The organism is Rheinheimera lutimaris, from assembly GCF_013283795.1.
In the GTDB taxonomy this organism is placed as follows: Bacteria; Pseudomonadota; Gammaproteobacteria; order Enterobacterales; family Alteromonadaceae; genus Alishewanella; species Alishewanella lutimaris.
Genome location: NZ_JABSOD010000003.1, coordinates 214,606 through 231,287, shown reverse-complemented (window position 1 = coordinate 231,287; position 16,682 = coordinate 214,606). Strand labels below are relative to the sequence as shown.

Annotated in this window: 14 protein-coding genes; 9 read left to right on the top strand and 5 right to left on the bottom strand. The window is 49.4% G+C overall.

Annotated elements, in window-relative coordinates:
* The first annotated feature begins 231 nt into the window (after positions 1-231).
* The 4 genes from HRH59_RS04190 to HRH59_RS04175 all read left to right on the top strand — a co-directional run bounded on the left by HRH59_RS04190 (position 232) and on the right by HRH59_RS04175 (position 5,478).
* Positions 232-2,376 (top strand): TonB-dependent siderophore receptor, encoded by a 2,145-nt coding sequence (locus HRH59_RS04190; protein ID WP_231702391.1) that lies wholly within the window; start codon positions 232-234, stop codon positions 2,374-2,376.
* 141 nt (positions 2,377-2,517) lie between these two features.
* Positions 2,518-3,666 (top strand): PepSY-associated TM helix domain-containing protein, encoded by a 1,149-nt coding sequence (locus HRH59_RS04185; protein WP_173500018.1) that lies wholly within the window; start codon positions 2,518-2,520, stop codon positions 3,664-3,666.
* On the top strand, positions 3,656-4,123 hold the full coding sequence (locus HRH59_RS04180) for a hypothetical protein (protein WP_173500017.1): 468 nt from the start codon (positions 3,656-3,658) through the stop codon (positions 4,121-4,123). The genes HRH59_RS04185 and HRH59_RS04180 overlap by 11 nt, the downstream gene beginning before the upstream one ends.
* Positions 4,124-4,221: 98 nt before the next feature.
* Positions 4,222-5,478: a phospholipase effector Tle1 domain-containing protein gene (locus tag HRH59_RS04175; RefSeq protein WP_173500016.1), complete on the top strand. Its 1,257-nt coding sequence runs from the start codon at positions 4,222-4,224 to the stop codon at positions 5,476-5,478.
* A 22-nt stretch (positions 5,479-5,500) separates the two neighbouring features.
* On the opposite strand, the gene HRH59_RS04170 is transcribed toward HRH59_RS04175, so the two are convergent.
* The 5 genes from HRH59_RS04170 to HRH59_RS04150 form a co-directional block, all read right to left on the bottom strand.
* Complete coding sequence (locus tag HRH59_RS04170; protein ID WP_231702390.1) at positions 5,501-6,658, bottom strand: DUF1624 domain-containing protein; 1,158 nt, start codon at positions 6,656-6,658, stop codon at positions 5,501-5,503.
* A gap of 10 nt (positions 6,659-6,668) precedes the next feature.
* Positions 6,669-8,783 carry a TonB-dependent siderophore receptor gene (locus HRH59_RS04165; RefSeq protein ID WP_173500015.1) on the bottom strand — a complete coding sequence of 705 codons (2,115 nt, stop codon included), beginning with the start codon at positions 8,781-8,783 and terminating at the stop codon, positions 6,669-6,671.
* A gap of 113 nt (positions 8,784-8,896) precedes the next feature.
* Positions 8,897-9,640 carry an ABC transporter permease gene (locus HRH59_RS04160; RefSeq protein WP_173500014.1) on the bottom strand — a complete coding sequence of 248 codons (744 nt, stop codon included), beginning with the start codon at positions 9,638-9,640 and terminating at the stop codon, positions 8,897-8,899.
* Positions 9,637-10,557, bottom strand: a complete 921-nt coding sequence (locus HRH59_RS04155; protein ID WP_173500013.1) for an ABC transporter ATP-binding protein — start codon at positions 10,555-10,557, stop codon at positions 9,637-9,639. Before HRH59_RS04155 ends, HRH59_RS04160 begins: the two co-directional genes overlap by 4 nt.
* Positions 10,557-11,498 carry an alpha/beta fold hydrolase gene (locus HRH59_RS04150; protein ID WP_173500012.1) on the bottom strand — a complete coding sequence of 314 codons (942 nt, stop codon included), beginning with the start codon at positions 11,496-11,498 and terminating at the stop codon, positions 10,557-10,559. The genes HRH59_RS04155 and HRH59_RS04150 overlap by 1 nt, the downstream gene beginning before the upstream one ends.
* A 189-nt stretch (positions 11,499-11,687) precedes the next feature.
* Here HRH59_RS04150 and HRH59_RS04145 point away from each other — a divergent pair, with 189 nt between their 5' ends.
* From HRH59_RS04145 to HRH59_RS04125, 5 genes are all read left to right on the top strand, one after another.
* On the top strand, positions 11,688-12,764 hold the full coding sequence (locus HRH59_RS04145) for a sensor histidine kinase (RefSeq protein WP_173500011.1): 1,077 nt from the start codon (positions 11,688-11,690) through the stop codon (positions 12,762-12,764).
* 14 nt (positions 12,765-12,778) lie between these two features.
* Entirely contained in the window at positions 12,779-13,375 is a 597-nt protein-coding gene (locus tag HRH59_RS04140) for a response regulator transcription factor (RefSeq protein ID WP_173500010.1), read from the top strand.
* A gap of 179 nt (positions 13,376-13,554) precedes the next feature.
* On the top strand, positions 13,555-13,977 hold the full coding sequence (locus HRH59_RS04135) for an SAM-dependent methyltransferase (protein WP_173500009.1): 423 nt from the start codon (positions 13,555-13,557) through the stop codon (positions 13,975-13,977).
* Positions 13,974-15,272: a KGGVGR-motif variant AAA ATPase gene (locus tag HRH59_RS04130; protein WP_173500008.1), complete on the top strand. Its 1,299-nt coding sequence runs from the start codon at positions 13,974-13,976 to the stop codon at positions 15,270-15,272. The genes HRH59_RS04135 and HRH59_RS04130 overlap by 4 nt, the downstream gene beginning before the upstream one ends.
* Positions 15,265-16,677, top strand: a complete 1,413-nt coding sequence (locus HRH59_RS04125) for a hypothetical protein (protein ID WP_173500007.1) — start codon at positions 15,265-15,267, stop codon at positions 16,675-16,677. Before HRH59_RS04130 ends, HRH59_RS04125 begins: the two co-directional genes overlap by 8 nt.
* The last annotated feature ends 5 nt before the right edge of the window (positions 16,678-16,682 follow it).

Here is a 16,682-nt window from a genome sequence, read left to right as displayed (position 1 = left end):
AACGTTAACTGATGCAGCTTGCCACTAACCGGGGTTAACTGAGGTTAAGTGAAATTTTACAGCCGCAGGTACCGGATATAACAGGTAACAGCAATAAACATTGCTGCCGGGTCAGGTCAGAATCAACGACATAACTCCACCGTTTGCCGCAAGACAACCTTAACACTATTGATAATGGTTATCATTAATGTATGATCATCGGAACTTTTGGAGGTGATGATGCAGTTAACCATGAATAAATTAAAACTGGCGCTGGCAGTACAACTGGCGTGCTTACCCGCTGCCGCCATTGCAGCCGATACGCAGAAAAATGACGAAACAGCTTTAGAAACTATTACCGTGCGCGGCCAGTACACGGTTAATGAAACCATCGACACCGCCACCGGCCTGGGCTTGACGCTGATGGAAACACCGCAATCGGTTAGTGTGATGACTGAACAACGGATGCGGGATCAAAACATCAATACCGTACTTGAAACAGTAAAAAACGCTGTTGGTGTGTCATCAACAGAGCTGGACAATGTGCGCAGCTCATTTAAATCACGCGGTTTTGAAGTGACTAATTACCAGATTGATGGCGTACCTCTGGCCTGGAGTTTAGCCGGCGATTCCGGTGAAACTGTAGCGGATGTAGCCATTTATGAGCGGGTTGAATTTGTCCGTGGTGCAACCGGCTTACTGACCGGCGCCGGCGATCCTTCAGCATCGATTAACCTGGTGCGTAAACGTGCAGCCAGTAAAGAATTGAAAGGTTATGTAAACCTTGCAGCAGGCAGCTGGAGCAAAAAGCAAATAACGGCTGATGTTGCTAATAGCCTGAACAGCACAGGTTCTGTGCGGGGCCGTCTGGTAGCCAAATACCTTAACAGCGACTCTTACTGGGATTTCTACGAGGAAAACAGTGCCGTATTATACGGTGTAGTGGAAGCTGACATAGCGGCAGCCACCACCATACGTGTCGGCGGAAGTTATCAAAACCGCGATCCCAAAGCCGCCACCTGGGGAGCACTACCTGCACTGTTTACCGATGGCAGCTATACAGACTGGGATGTCGCTACTACTACCGGCACCGACTGGACTAAGTGGGACACTTCTAACACCAATTATTTTGCCAGCCTTAACCATGGTTTTAACAATGGTTGGCAACTGGTGGTGAACTACAACCGTATGGAATATGAAAAAGACAGTAAACTACTGTATGTATACGGTGCACTGGATAAAGACACCGGCGCAGGTTTAAGTGCCCAGCGCTACCGCGCTTATGGCGAAACCACGCAGGATAGCTTCGATGCGCAACTGAAAGGTGATTATCAGTTGTTTAATCAACAGCACGAGTTTGTTATTGGCGCCATTTCCAGCAAGCAGGATATTGCTACCGACTCCTATACCCCCATTGGTGGTGATATGAGCGGTGGTTATGACCGTGTCGATATTGATAATTTTTATCAGTGGGGCGGCTTGGCAGAACCAGAATGGCAAGCTACAGCGGTGCGTGCGGAAGATGTCAGCATTAAGCAAACCGGCGTTTATGCTGCTACCCGCTTATCTGCCACTGATGATCTGAAGTTTATCCTTGGTGGCCGGGTATCCAGCTGGGATCGTGAAGGTATTTGGTACGGTGCAGCAGAAGATTATGGTAACAGTGGTGCCTTTGTACCTTATGTTGGCGCCCTGTACGACCTGACAAGTCAACACCGCTTGTATGCCAGCTACACCGAGATTTTTAAGGCGCAAGACAGACGTGACAGCAATAACAGCCTGCTGGATCCGGTAGAAGGTAAAAGTTATGAACTGGGTCTGAAAAGCGCCTTCTTCGATGATCGTTTACATACCACTGTTGCGGTATTCCAAATCAAGCAGGACAACTTAGCCGTTGTTGATCCGACTTTTGTGCCGACAGCAGAACAACAAACAGCTTATTACGGTGCCAACGGTACCGAAAGCGAAGGCTTTGAGTTTGAAGTAACCGGAGAGCCGGTAACAGGCTGGAATATCAGCGCCGGTTACTCTCAGTTTGAAGCAGAAGATGCTGCCAATAATAAGGTAAACACCGACAGCCCGCGCAAGCAGTTTAAATTATTTACCACCTATCAGTTTGCAGAACTTCTACCGGAGTTAACTATTGGCGGCGGCGCAAACTGGCAAAGTAAAACTTACCTGGAAGGTGGCGGTGCGCGCTTAGAGCAAGGCGCATACACATTGGTGAATCTGATGGCACGCTACGACATTGCAGACAATATGAATGTGCAACTAAACGCCGCAAACCTGTTGGATAAAAAGTACTACAACTACATGACGGTTTTTGGCAGTGCTTACACTCAGTACCGTTATGGCACCCCACGTAACGTGACGTTGAGCTTTAACTACGCTTTTTAAACAGCGATATACGGCCCGGCAGTTTAAATAGCCGCTTTTGCGGCTATTTTTATACACCCTGTAAAGTTGATAATTATTCTTATTAACATTAATATGTCGGCATAAATTAAGGTACACCGTCTTATTACAGGCAGCAGCACTATGGCAAAACTCAGCAATCGTTTTTGGTTTCAGTTACATGGTTGGTTTTCACTGCCCATTTGGCTGATTTTCTGTTTTGTCTGTCTTACCGGTACTATCGCCGTATTCAGCCACGAACTAACCTGGCTCACCAACCCGGCTTCACGCGCCACTAACCCGGATAACCTGCCGGCAAAACCGGTGGCAGAGCTGGTGACTAAAGTGCAACAGGCATATCCAACCGCCGATGTCGGCACCGTGATGGTATTTGAACCTTATCTGGTCAATGCAGTGATCTTTACCGACCACGATAAGCCCTATGCTATTGCCTACGTAAACCAGTACAGCGGCGAAATTCAGCAAATAAATGAAGGCATTACCTTTATTGGTTTTATGCGCAGCCTGCATGGCTGGTTATTATTTCCCTGGCCGGGCAGTTACAGCGTGGGTTATTACCTGGTATCGGCCATGGCATTGGTGATGCTGGGCGCCCTGGTTACCGGCTTAGTGATTTACAAAAACTTCTGGCGCAGCTTTACCCAACCGAAAATACGTTTTAATCAGGGTAAAAAAACCATCCTTACTGATTTACACCGCTTAGCCGGCGTTTGGTCTATCTGGTTTTTGATGGTGATGAGCGCAACCGGCCTGTGGTATTTGGTGCAAGCCGTAATGTGGCATGCCGATATTGATATTGAGCCGCATGCGCCACTGGTGGCAGTGACAGATATGCCGGCGCAGCACAGCGCGCCCCCGGTTAGTTTTGCTGATGCCATGCAAATTACACTACAGCGCTTTCCGGATTTCAGCCCCAGCTATCTGATGCTGCCCGAGCATAACCGCGGCATGTATACCCTGATGGGTGGCGGCGAGCATATTTTCTATGATGAGCAGGCTTATACCCTAAGCATAAACCCCTGGACCGGCGACATTGCCCACGAAAAATCACCGGCTAATATGACAGCGCTGCAAACCGTTATGCATATTGCCGACCCGTTACACTACGGCACTATTGGCGGTATCTGGACTAAAGCCATCTGGTTTTTGTTCGGCCTGATGTTATCCGGTATGTCGATTACCGGCTTTATGATTTGGGGCAGCCGTACCGTTAAGGCCGTACGTGACAGCCGCAACGCCGCCTCACTGCAGGAGATTAACCATGGCGCGTAATAACAGTTTTTGGCAGCGACACAAATACAAACTGAACGGCCTGGTGCTGGTGTTGCCATTTTGGTTTTTGTATCAGTCACTGACGCCGGTGTTCCCGCCAGTCTGGCCGGCACAGCAAGTGGGCCAATTTGAAATTGCGCCCATGCCGCTTAATCTGGAGCCGCCTTATGCACACCACGACGAATACGTTAAAGACTTTATGCTGATGTTTAATAAAGGCGATATCAGTGCTATCCGTCAGGGCTATTTAAATATCGGCCCGGCCGCTTTACCGCTGGCGCAGCTGCAACAGGGCGAAGAAGGTATACTGCACGGCAGCCGCCACGGCCAACATGTGCATGCCATAGCGCCACAGCAGTTTAGCAGCACAGATAAAGTGTGGCTGACGCTGCAAACCTGGCAGGGCGAAACACTCACCACCAGTTGGACACTACCACCGGAACTGCTAACACCCTAAGTTGTACGTTTTTTAACCAACCATAGGCTATACTTGATGCTCTGATCTGCGCCGTGCCCGTTTTGTGATGCGGCGCTATTTTGCACAGGAGCGCAGCTATGGCAGCGGCAAAGCGGATAATTATTTGTTGTGACGGCACCTGGAATGAACCGGATGACATTCCAACCAATGTAACCAAATTGGTACGCAGCATTAAACCTACCGCCGGTGACGGTATGCACCAGGTGGTGTTTTATGACCAGGGCGTAGGTACCGGCGGCAAAATAGATAAGTTTATTGGTGGCGCCTTTGGCAGTGGGCTGGAAAAAAACGTGCTGGATTGCTACCGTTTTTTAGTGCACAACTACGAGCTGGGCGATGAAATTTATGCCTTTGGCTTTAGCCGAGGCGCTTATACTGCACGCGCCTTTATTGGCCTTATTCATGCCGTTGGCTTGTTGGAAAAAAGCTCAATGGATAAATTAAAACAGGCCTACAAGTACTACCGTACAGAACCGGATAAGCGGCCACAAGGCGAATATGACGACAATTACCGGCCGGACATCCGTATGGTAGGGGTGTTTGATACTGTTGGCGCTCTGGGCGCTCCCACGCCGTTGCTGGGCAAACTGACCCGTGGCTGGGTTGGCTTTTTTAATACCCATATTTGCGAGCAGGTAAAACATGCCTACCACGCGCTGGCATTGGATGAACGCCGGGCGCCGTTTCAACCGGATTTATGGACCGGTGAAATAAAAGCCGATCAATATATCGAACAGTGCTGGTTTTCCGGTGCACATTCCGACATCGGCGGCGGCTATGAACAATCTGGTTTATCTGATATTGCGCTGCAATGGATGCTGATTAAAGCCAGTGCGCTGGGGCTGGAGTTTAATGATGAATACTTGCTGAGTTTATGCCAACCGGATCTGGAAATGGTGCCACACAACTCCTACTCGTTCAGTTACAAACTGCTGGAGAAAATGGGAGCTGGTGAATCGCTGCGGCGTATTTACGGCGACCCGGCTAATCCGCCCATTAATGTCAGCATTCACGACAGTGTGTATCAGCGCATTACCACAGGTAAATACCAGCCAAAAAACCCGGATTTCCCTGCTGCCGATAAACTGGCAGACCGACGCAGTCAGATCCGCTATATGGCCACCGACACACCGCTGGCGCAACTGACGTTAAAAGAATTTGCTGAGCAATGCCAACTGCTGGACTTCAGCCAGGGCGGTGGTGCCCGCATTCAGTACAACGGCGAGCTGAAAAAAGGCGACAGCATCAGTATCGAATGTGAGCGTTTTGGCAAAAATACTGCCCAATGCGTATGGAAAAAAGGCAACCAATACGGCCTGCAGTTTGCTGCCTGACACAACAGGCAGCATTAACGGCTTACAAATAACGTAACCAGGCTTTTTTACTACTGTGTTTGTACCGGCTGAACCATTTTGTTGGCCGGTACAGCAGCAGCGCCAGTGCTATGCTGATAAGCCAGACAAGGCTTAACTGGTTTACCGCAAACAGCGTGCCCTGGTTAGGGCCAAATAACGCCATGCAGATACTGTACAGCGCCAGCAGCAGATATAAATGCAAAATATAGAAGAACATAGGCACCGAACCAAAGGTTACCAGTACCTGAGCCGCTTTACTTTGCCAGCGTTCCATTTGCGCCAGCAATAAAAACATTATGCCTAAGGTAACCAGCAAAAAATGTAATGATGGCGGGTACTTAGTAAAGTTTAGTATTGCCATCAGGCTGTCGGTAGCTGTGGTTTGCAGTTGCCACGGCAGCGTTTCGCCGTAAATATTAAAGCCGCGCAATAGCAGCAATAACAGCAAACAGGCGCCACCGAGGCGCAGCAGCCAACGCCGTCTTACTGCTGCGTCCAACTGATATAACGGCCCTGCAGTGTAACCCAGCAAAATAACACCTATCCACGGCAATACCGGGTAACTTACTTTTACTGTAAGCCAGTCGACACTGAATAAAATATTGCGGTCATGCAGGATAGTCCACAGGCTATAACCCCACTCGCCGGCTGCAAAGTTAATTGGTGTTAAGGCATTGTGGCCAAACACAATAAGCAGGCCAAGCAGCAGCAATAGCCGGTACGGCAGTGCCAACAAGGCCGCTAACGCCAGCATACTCAGGCCAATGGCCCAAATAACCTGCAGCCAGACAGTATGGTAACTGCCCATCCACGACACGGTAATTACTGTAACTTCCAGCGCAATTAAAAACAGGCCGCGTTTAAACAAAAAGCTTCGCGCAGAGCGCGCTGTCCCCTGCGCCGGGTGGGCATACAGCCAGGCCGACAAACCGGTTAAAAACACAAACACCGGTGCACAAAAATGTGCGGCAAAGCGGCTGAAAAACAGCCCTGGCTCCGTCACGCTAATGTCCATCGGGTCGGATACCTGTACATGGTAAAAAAAGCGCTCGCGCACATGATCCAACAGCATCAGCAGGATCACCAGGCCGCGCAGCATATCAATAGCGTCTATCCGTTTTTTTACTAAAGCCGTGGTCATACTGTTATCTTCAAACATACGGTTACCTTCAGAACTGATAGCGCACACTGGCCTGATAACTCAGCGGCTCGCCCGGCACTGTCCAGAGTTGATTGTAGGAGTTATGCACATAATGACGGTCGAACAGGTTATTAATATTCAGCTGCGCACTAAGCTGCTCACTAAGTTGAATGCTGGTGAACAGGCTAACCAGCGTAAAAGACGGCAGCCGGTAATCCGGGTTAACCGAGTCGCCTAAGCGCCGGCTGACATAACGCAAGCGCAGCCCGGCTTTACTGTCTTTGCCGGCCAGTTGCAACAGTTGGGTTAATACCAGGCTGGCATTATGTTTGGGTACATTTACCAGCCGGCTGCCGTCCGGCACCAGGCTGCCCCAATCCGCGTTTAATGCTTCACCTACGGTGCGGGTATCCATTAAGGCGTAAGAGAAATCGACGTACAGGCTGTCGCTGACATGGCTGTGTAAATCCAGCTCAATACCGCGGCTGCGCGCTTTGCCCAACGTAGCCTGAAAAGTCGCGTTCAGCGGATCTGAGGTAAGGATATTAGATTTTTTTGCATCAAACAGCGCCAGGGTGCCCTGAGTATTACCGACGCTGAATTTTGCGCCCAACTCCAGCGATTCACTCTCCTCCGGCTCAAACATAGTGCGGTTAAAGTCAGTGCCGCTAAGTGGCACAAAGCCTTCTGAGTAGTTGCTGTAGAACGTTAACGCGGCGTTGTACTCATACACCAAACCCAGGCGCGGGCTAAGCCGGCTGAACTGCTGGCGGCTGGCAACAGCAGACACTAACTCGGTTAACTTTTGGCTGATGCGGTCAAACCGTACCCCGGCAGACAAGTGCCAGTGTTCGGCTAAATCGATATGATCCTGCAGATACACACCCACACCATGTTGTGTTTCATCATTAATATATAAGTTAACCGGCTGTGGTTGCTGTTGGCCGTAAACCGGCTGATACATATTCAGGCTATAACTGCCGGCCGCGCCACGGTATCGATCAAGCCGGGTATACAGGCTGTAATCATAGGCATCAGCCCCCAACAGCAGATGATGCTGAAAACCGGCCAGTTGCACATTACCACTCAGTTCAAGGCGCAGTGTTAAATCTTCCGAGTCGTAATCGCGGTAACGTCGTTGCCGTGTCAGGGTCTCGCCGTCGCTAAGCAGGCTTTGCCGGCCGGCCGCCAGTTCAGCATCAGACGAGTAGCCCTCAAGCGCAGACTCGCGATAACCCAGCCCGGCCAGCAAGGTCCAGTCTTGCCATAAGCGGGTGTCCAATGTCAGCTGATGACCGCTGGCATCCACTTTAGTGGGGCCATCATCCGGCTCACCCAAATAGCGTGAACGCGGTAAGGTTTTCAGGTTATTGTTCAGCACCACCACGCCGCGGTCAAACAGCTGCTGTTGCTGCAGGTATTCAAACTCGTAGTTCAGCGTAGTATTTTCATTTACCAGATAGCTGAGCGACGGCGTAAATACGGTTTTTTCATTGCCGACGTAATCGCGAAAGCTGCCGTAATCCTGCACAGCTCCGTTGATGCGGAACGCCAGTTTATCGTTAACAGCGCTGGTGTAGTCACCTTCCAGCCGGTACTGATCAAACTTCCCGGCAGCAAGCTGCAAGTAGCCTTGCGGTACAAACTGCGGTTTTTTGGTAATAATATTTACCGTACCACCCGGCTCCGAGCGGCCAAACAGCGCCGAACCGGGGCCTTTCATAATTTCAATATATTCAATATTGGATAAATCACGGTTGCCGCTAAAACCACGACCGGCGTTAAAGCCGTTTACCAGATAACCGGACGGCATATTTTCATTACCCGGAAAACCGCGGATTGAAAAGCTGTCCCAAAGACCACCACCGTTATTTTGCCGCGCTATGCTGCCGGATAAATCCAGCGCCTGCTGAAAACCGCTGATGCCATTATCTGTCAGCATCTCCAGGCTCAGGGTTTCCAAAGCCTGTGGTTGTAACCGAAACGGTACATCGCCCCGATACGCCTGCTTATGCCGCACACTGATATGCTCAATAGCGGCCTGCTCCGTGCTTACTGCATCGGTAGCAGTGGCGTTAAAAGAAAAGCTGCTGCCAGCAGTGGCAACTAAGGTAAAAAACAACGCGGTATTAACTGGTGTCATCGGGAATCTTCTTACAACATCGAACAAAGATGTTATAACATAACACAATCACGAACAAAAATCGCTACCAATTTAACCTGCCGCAGACCAACGTTATGATGCCACTGGCAGCTTTATACTTTGGCACCTGTCATTCGCGTAAACGACCACGCCGCCAGTAATGCCAATAGCAGGCTGCTGACCAGCAGACACGACAGGTGCAGCCACAGTGCATGACCCTGGTCCATCGCAATAATTTTCAGGCCAATTTGTGACAAGTGGTAGCTGGGCCAGATCCAGCTGGCTTGCTGCAATAGCGTGGGCATTATATGAATGGGCAACCAGAGGCCGGATAACAGCGCCATTGGCAGGTAAATCAGGTTAACTACACCCGGCGCGGCTTTATCGCTGAGTGTTAAACCCAAAATAAGCCCGATAAGCGCAAAAGGCGTCGTACCCGGCAATAATACCAGCGCCAACAGTAGCCACTGGCCGCTGTGTAACCGCACATCGGCAAACACTGCGGCGATGCTGAATAACGCCACTATGATCAGCAGAGCAAACACCAGCGATGTGGTGAACTTAGCCAGTAAGTAAGCCGCGGCAGGCATCGGCGATAGCCGCTTTAACGTTAACCAGCCGTGGGCGCGGTCACTGGCAATATTCATAGCAAAATTAAACATTGCCGGGCCCATAATACCAAAGCAGCCGTAGGTGACCAGCATATAGGCGCTGGCTGCGCCGCTGTTAAATACCACGCCAAAAAACAGATAAAATACCGTTGGAAAGGCCAGCGACGGTATAACAAAGCCAGGGGTGCGCCAAACACTAATTAAGTCGTACCAGGCTTCTTTGCGATAGATTGCGGCTGTGTTCATGCGGCTTGCTCCTCTGTTGTTTGGCTAGCTTGAGTAAGCTGCAAGAAAGCCTGTTCCAGCGCTACCGGCAGCACTTCCAGCTGATGTAAGCTTTCGTCGGCCAGTAGGAGGGCTTTGACGGTTTGTTCAGGCTGGCAGCTATGTAATATGATGTGGTTGTTGTCACGGTTAAGTTGCTGTACGCCGGGTAGCGCAAGTAAAGCGGCATTGTCCAGCACACTGTGACAGCTGATCACCTTGTACTGCGTTAACGCTTTAAGCTCAGCCGGGCTGCCGCCGGCAACAATAACACCCTGATCCAGTACTAAAATGCGGTCTGCCAGTTGTTCTGCTTCTTCCAGATAATGGGTGGTCAGTACTACGGCAACGCCTTGCTGTTTTAATTGGCGTATTTGCTGCCATAAACTGCGCCGTGCGGCTACGTCCATGCCCAGCGTAGGCTCGTCCAGAAACACCAGTTGTGGTTTAGCGGCCAGCGCCAGCGCGAATAGCAGCCGTTGTTTCTGGCCACCCGATAAACGGCCAAAACGCTGCTTGCTGTGTTGTTCCAGCCCTGCCAGCGCAACCAGCTCTGCCGCGCTGTAACCGTTGGCATAGTAACTGCTGAATAAATCGCACTGCTCAAACACTGTCAGGTTGGCGCTGAGGCTGCCAATTTGCATCATTACGCCCAGTTTTTGCCGTAGCGCATTGCTACGGCTGATACCCGCTTGTAGCTGGCCAAATAGCCTGACTTCACCGCTGTCGGCCTTTAGCAGGCCCAGGATAATTGATATCAGTGTGGTTTTACCGGCACCGTTTGGCCCCAGAATACACAGCACCTCACCTGCTGCCAGCGTAAGATCAACACCGGCCAGCACAGTGTTGGCCGCGTAACGTTTGCTCAGGCCGTTTACCTGCAGTGGCAGTATATTCATTACAAAGCTCCACTGCGGTTGTGTTGCAAAAACTGCTGAATTTGCTGGTTTAACCACTGTGGCGCATCGGCCATAATAAAGTGCTTAGACTCAGGGGCAAACGCAAAGCTGTGATATTGCGCGGGGGCATTAGCTAACTGATTTTCATAGTTTTTCTGCACCTGCTCCGGCGTACTGTAGGGCGCGCCATGCTGCAGTGCACCCAGGGTTAGCACCGGTACGCGGATTTTGCCAAGCTGTGGCCGTAAATCGGCCCGCATCAGCTCGCCCATTACCCGGCCTGAGGTAGCGCCATCCGAGCGGTACATATCGGCCACTATACGCTGTTGCCATTGCTCATTGTTTGCCATGCTTTTCGCCATACTCATCGGGTCAAAGCCGCCCCGGTTTTGCTGTGGTTTGCTATCGCCTGTTGTGGTACCGGTTTGCCCGTTACCTTGAGCAAACAATGCACCCAGCGCCGGTAAACCATCGACGTTAATCGCGCCGCCAATTTGCTCTGGCGCCTTAGCGGCTAAGGCCAGCGCCAGATAACCGCCCAACGAGTGGCCGATAACCACCGGTTTGTCCAGCTGTTGTTCACTGATATAACGCAAAATAGCCTGCTGCTGTATTGCCAGGTAGCCCTCGCCCCAGCTTTGCATTGGTATAGGTTTTACTCCGGCAAAACCAGCCAAAGTAAAAATATGCAGCTGATAATCGGCCTGTAGTGTCTCGACAGTGCTTTGCCAAACGTCGCCGGACGATGCCACGCCCGGTATCAAGATAACTGCCGGCCCCTGACCGAGCACTTTAACGTCAAAGCAGGCGCAACTTTGTTGTTGCTGTGTTGCTGCCACCGGCTCTGGCGTTTGCGCTGCTGTGGCTGCCAGGCTAACTAAGCTGCCGGTTAAACCCAGTGCCAGAACCAGCGTGCGTAGTGTTGTGTTGAATGGTTTCATCTTGTATGCCCTGTTAGAGTTGTTGTGTGATGTTGATGCGGCCAGTTTAGGCGTCAGAGCTGGCGGGCACAGCTAACGCTTGTCATCAGTTGGCCATGACAAATGCCACCGCGTAATATGACCTTTGTCACTGGCGCTAAGGCCATGTTACTGATTACACTGACCGCCTGCCGATAGCGGGAGCGAGCAATGACGCCATACGATAGACTGGAAAGTAAACTGAGCTGGGTTTATCTGATAAACCTTATTTTTTATATTATTCCGCTTTTTACCGTGCGCTTTACGCTATGGCAGTACCTGAGTATGGCGGCGGCCTTGTTGTTGTTTCTGTTTTGCTACTTTTGGGCCTATCGCTGCAGTCGCCGCGACATGCACTGGCCGATAGCCGGTATCATAGTGGTTGCTACGCTTATCACCCCGGTTAACCCAGGCTCTATCTCAATGTTCGCCTATGCCGGCTTTTTTATCGGCTTTGCCTATCCACTGCGGCGCTTTTTGTTGCTGATGGCCCTGCTTATCACCTTGTTGGTAACATTGGATTTGACACTGACCATTCACTGGAACTTGTTTCTTATTATGGGCGTGCCGATAGTGCTGGCTGTAAGCTTGTTGGGCCGCGCTGAACAAGCCAAACACAAACACCGCCTGGCTGAGCTGCAAAGCGAAGATGAGATTAAACAGCTGGCCACCATGGTAGAGCGCGAACGCATTGCCCGTGATTTGCACGATATTCTGGGCCACACCTTATCCAGCATTATTTTAAAGGCCGATTTAGCGGAAAAACTGCTGGCACGCCAGCACACTGACGCGGCGCAGCAACAGCTTAGCGAACTAAGCCAGATAGCACGCGATGCCTTAAGCCAGGTGCGGCAAAGTGTGTCGGGCTATAAACATCAGGGGTTGGCAGCCGAAATAACTAAATTGCTCAGCCGTTTGCGTGATGCCGGTTTTCAGGCGGTGTTAAAAGGCGACATACCTCAGTTAGATGCCAGGCGGGAAACGGCACTGATTTTGGCACTGACAGAATTGGTTACCAATGTGATTCGCCACAGCAAAGGCGACAGTTGCAGCCTGAGCTTTTTGCAGCAAGGTAATGAGTTTAGCATTTGCCTAAACGATAACGGCCAGGCCATTGAGATTAAAGAGGGCAATGGTATTGCCGGCTTACGCGAACGTTTAGCCGCTATCGGCGCCAGCCTGGCGCTGCAACAACATGATGGTGTAACAGCCCGTATTCAACTGCCACTGCAAGACAACGCACTATGACAGGAAGCTACGCAATGAACATTTTACTGGCTGAAGATCAGGCCATGATCCGCACCGCACTGGCCAGCCTGTTGCGGCTGGAGGCGGGCTTTACGGTAACAGAAGCGGCCGATGGCAATGCAGCACTTACGTTGCTAAAGCAACAAAGCTTTGATTTACTGCTAAGTGATATTGAAATGCCGGGCAAAAGCGGTATTGAGTTGGCACAGTATATCCAGCAGCACAAATTGGCGACCAAAGTGGTTATTGTTACCACCTTTGGCCGTGCAGGCTATGTAAAACGGGCGATAGATGCCGGCGTGGGCGGCTTTTTATTAAAAGATGCCCCGGTAGAGCAACTGGTACAGGCGATACAGCAGGTAATGGCCGGTAAGCGGGTGGTAGACAGTGAATTACTGCTAAACTCGCTGGGCGAACAAGACCCGCTCAGCGACAAAGAGCGCCAGGCACTGCGCCTGGCAAGCGAAGGCAAAAGCACCAGCGAAATTGCCGGCGCGCTGTATATTGCCGAGGGCACAGCGCGCAATTATCTGTCAGAAGCCATTAGCAAACTTAACGCCGCCAACCGCATCGATGCCGCCCGCATTGCCCGGCAAAAGGGCTGGTTGTAGCAGACAATAATAGTCTATGGTCCCGATGCGCATTATTAGGGAATCTGAAACTGTCTTTTGACAATTAAAATTGGGTTTCTAACATCTTGAACCATCTGTTATTCTCTCAGCTCGATCAGGAAGATACTTAGTTAACTAAGATTGATGATTTAGTTCGTGTTAGAGGGAAACAACGAAATATGCACGCTGATTTGTTGGATGCTCACTCGAGACATTTAGAAGATGCAGATTGCCTTTATGAAGACGGGCGGTTAGCGAATGCGGATCAATTGTATGGATATTCTGCGGAATGTGGTTTAAAGCTCTTGATGTACAAATTTGATCCGGGAAACTATTGGGATTCGGTTAGAGACTGGCCAAGTAGTCGTGTCGACAGAGTGCACGCCAACGGTACGTGGGATCGTTTTGAAGCTTACAGAAGTGGGTATGTTGATGGGTCTAAATACACAATAGCAGCAGAAAATCCTTTTCATAATTGGGATGTATCCAATCGCTATGCTAGTAAAGGAAATTTCAATGCTGCTTACGTCGATCCTCATAAATCTGCAGCTCATTCAGTAAACTCATTAATCAAAAAGGCTCAAATTGAGGGCTTGCTATGATTACTTTTGATAACATCGTCAACATTGTTCGGGATGAGTTTACCAAAAAGGCTACAGAAATTAGCGCTATGGGTGCCATAGCCATTAACAGAGACCTTAATGGTAGAGTTCGGCTGATAGTTGACGAAAGGTGGAAAGACGATAAAGAGAAACAGTGCCACTTGAATGATTTATTAGGCTCACTAATACCAAAGCTGAAGCCTCATTGTTGGTCTGTAGATAAATCTGTTTTGTATGAGAAAGATGTTCAGGCTGCTTGCTTAGGAGCGCCACAGTATAACCTTGAGGGTTTTCCTGAAGTATTTGTAGTAGATAGGTTGGCGACAGAAACTGACTGGGCGTCTATTCAGCCAGCATCCATTAGATCACCAAGAGTCGTGTTTTTCTCCATTAAAGGCGGTGTTGGCCGTTCATCTGCCCTTGCAGCCTCGGCATGGTCTTTAGCTCAATCGGGTAAAAAAGTACTTATCCTCGATTTAGATCTCGAATCCCCAGGTCTTTCAACTGCATTATTACCCGAAAGTAAACAGCCAAACTTCGGCATTACAGACTGGTTATTGGAAGACTTAGTCGATAATGGAAATGCCGTCATTCAGAGTATGGTTGCTACCAGTGATTTATCGCATGATGGTCAGATTTATGTAGTACCTGCACACGGAGCAGAGCCGGGAGAATATATATCGAAACTCAGTCGAATATGGATGCCTAAACTTAAATCGGATGGCACCAAGGAGGCTTGGTCAAAGCGTTTGCATCGTCTAATTGACGAACTTGAGACTAGTTATCAACCCGATGTAATTTTGATTGACTCTAGAGCTGGTATAGACGAAGTAGCGGCAAGCTGTGTTACTGAATTGGGCGCCAAATTGATCTTGTTGTTTGCAGTTGATGGTAACCAAACATGGAATGGTTACAGGATCTTATTTGAACACTGGTGTAGGGCTGGTGTTATTGAAACAATACGTGAGCGTTTTCAAGTTGTTTCCGCTTTAACTCCAGATGTAGATACCATACCCTATATTGAAAGGCTGCGTGATCGAGCATACAACCTAATGGCTGAAACGCAATATGATGATATACCTGCAGGCGAATTAGCATCGAATGCTTGGAACTTTGAGGTGAGTGATGAGACTGCGCCCCATAACCCCTGGGTCGTTCATTGGCACCGAAGTTTTGCTGGAGTAAGCTCTTTACATGGCCGAATTCTCTCAATCGACAGCGTAGTCGTTCAGTCAATTTTTGGTGATTTGGTCAATGGTTTGTCAAATACGATTTCGGAGGAAGTTGATGAGTGAAGTAACCGACTTACGTAATGCGATTCTTGGTGCTCAACTTAACCCCATTAGCCATGGAGAAGAGCCTGTACCTGGGACTTTGTATGTACCTCCATCACATATTAAAGCGCTTAAACTGGAGGCCAGTGTTGTAATTGGCGGTCGTGGCGTAGGTAAAACTTTCTGGACATCGGCATTACAGTCACCACAATTAAGAAAAACAATAGGTTTATTAATTCCAGAATTAGACGGCCTCAAATCCCAAGTTGGTTTCTCAACTCGAGAAAGTGTTGATTACCCTAATCAAGATTCGTTTCATTTTTTGGTGGATAAAGCCATCGATCCATATGATATTTGGCGTGCCGTAATTCTACGATGGGTTGCCAAGGAAACCGGAAATAGCATACCTAAGGATAACTGGGAACAAACCATTTCCTGGTTGAAAAATGAGCCTGAGGCAGCTTCAAACCTTATGCTTCGTCAAAGAGATTGGAAAGGTTTGATAGTTTTTGATGCACTTGATCGTACAAGCCATGATTGGAAAAAAATGGATGAAATTGTGCGGGGGTTGCTGCGTACATTACTTTGGTTAAAGTCTTTTTCCGGATTATACGGGAAAGTCTTTTTACGTGAAGACCAAGCTGAAAGGACTGTGTTTAATTTTCCAGACGCGGCTAAGTTACAAGCATCCAAAGCTGAACTTAGTTGGGCTCGGCACGATCTACATGGGTTGTTATGGCAGTGGTTTATTAATGCTCAGGGAAGCAGTGGGCAAACACTTCGAAATGCCTTGACGGAGCATGTTGGAATGGAGCTTAGTCAAAGGGAAGGAATCTGGTTTCTACCTGATGACTTGAAGAGAGACAATGAGTTGCAGAGAAAAGCATTTGCATTTTTAGCAGGCCCCTGGATGGGAAACGACCCTCGTCGAGGAGTCCCATACACTTGGTCTGTAAGCCATTTATCTGACGGAAGAGGACTTACGTCCCCGCGCTCATTTCTTGCTGCAATAAACCAAGCAACGGAAGATTCTTTAGACCGATACCCACAACATACCTATGCATTGCATTACGAGAGCATTAAAAGGGGAATATTGCAGGCATCAGATATTAGAGTAAATGAATTAGCAGAGGATTTCCCTTGGATTAAAGACGTAATGTCTCCACTATCCGGGGTCACTGTTCCGTGTGAGTACTCGATCTTAGAAGATCGCTGGACAGTACAGTTTCCTATGGGCCCGTCAGGTATAGAGTCTGATCGGTTGCCAGCCCAACACGCTGAGCGAGGTTGGGATGGAATTCGCCAGGATTTGCAAAGGCTCGGTATGATTGAAACCAAAAAAGACGGCAGGATCGATATGCCAGATCTCTACAGGGTAGGTTTTAAACTCGGACGTCGGGGTGGCGTGAAGCCCAGAAACCGTTAGCCGCA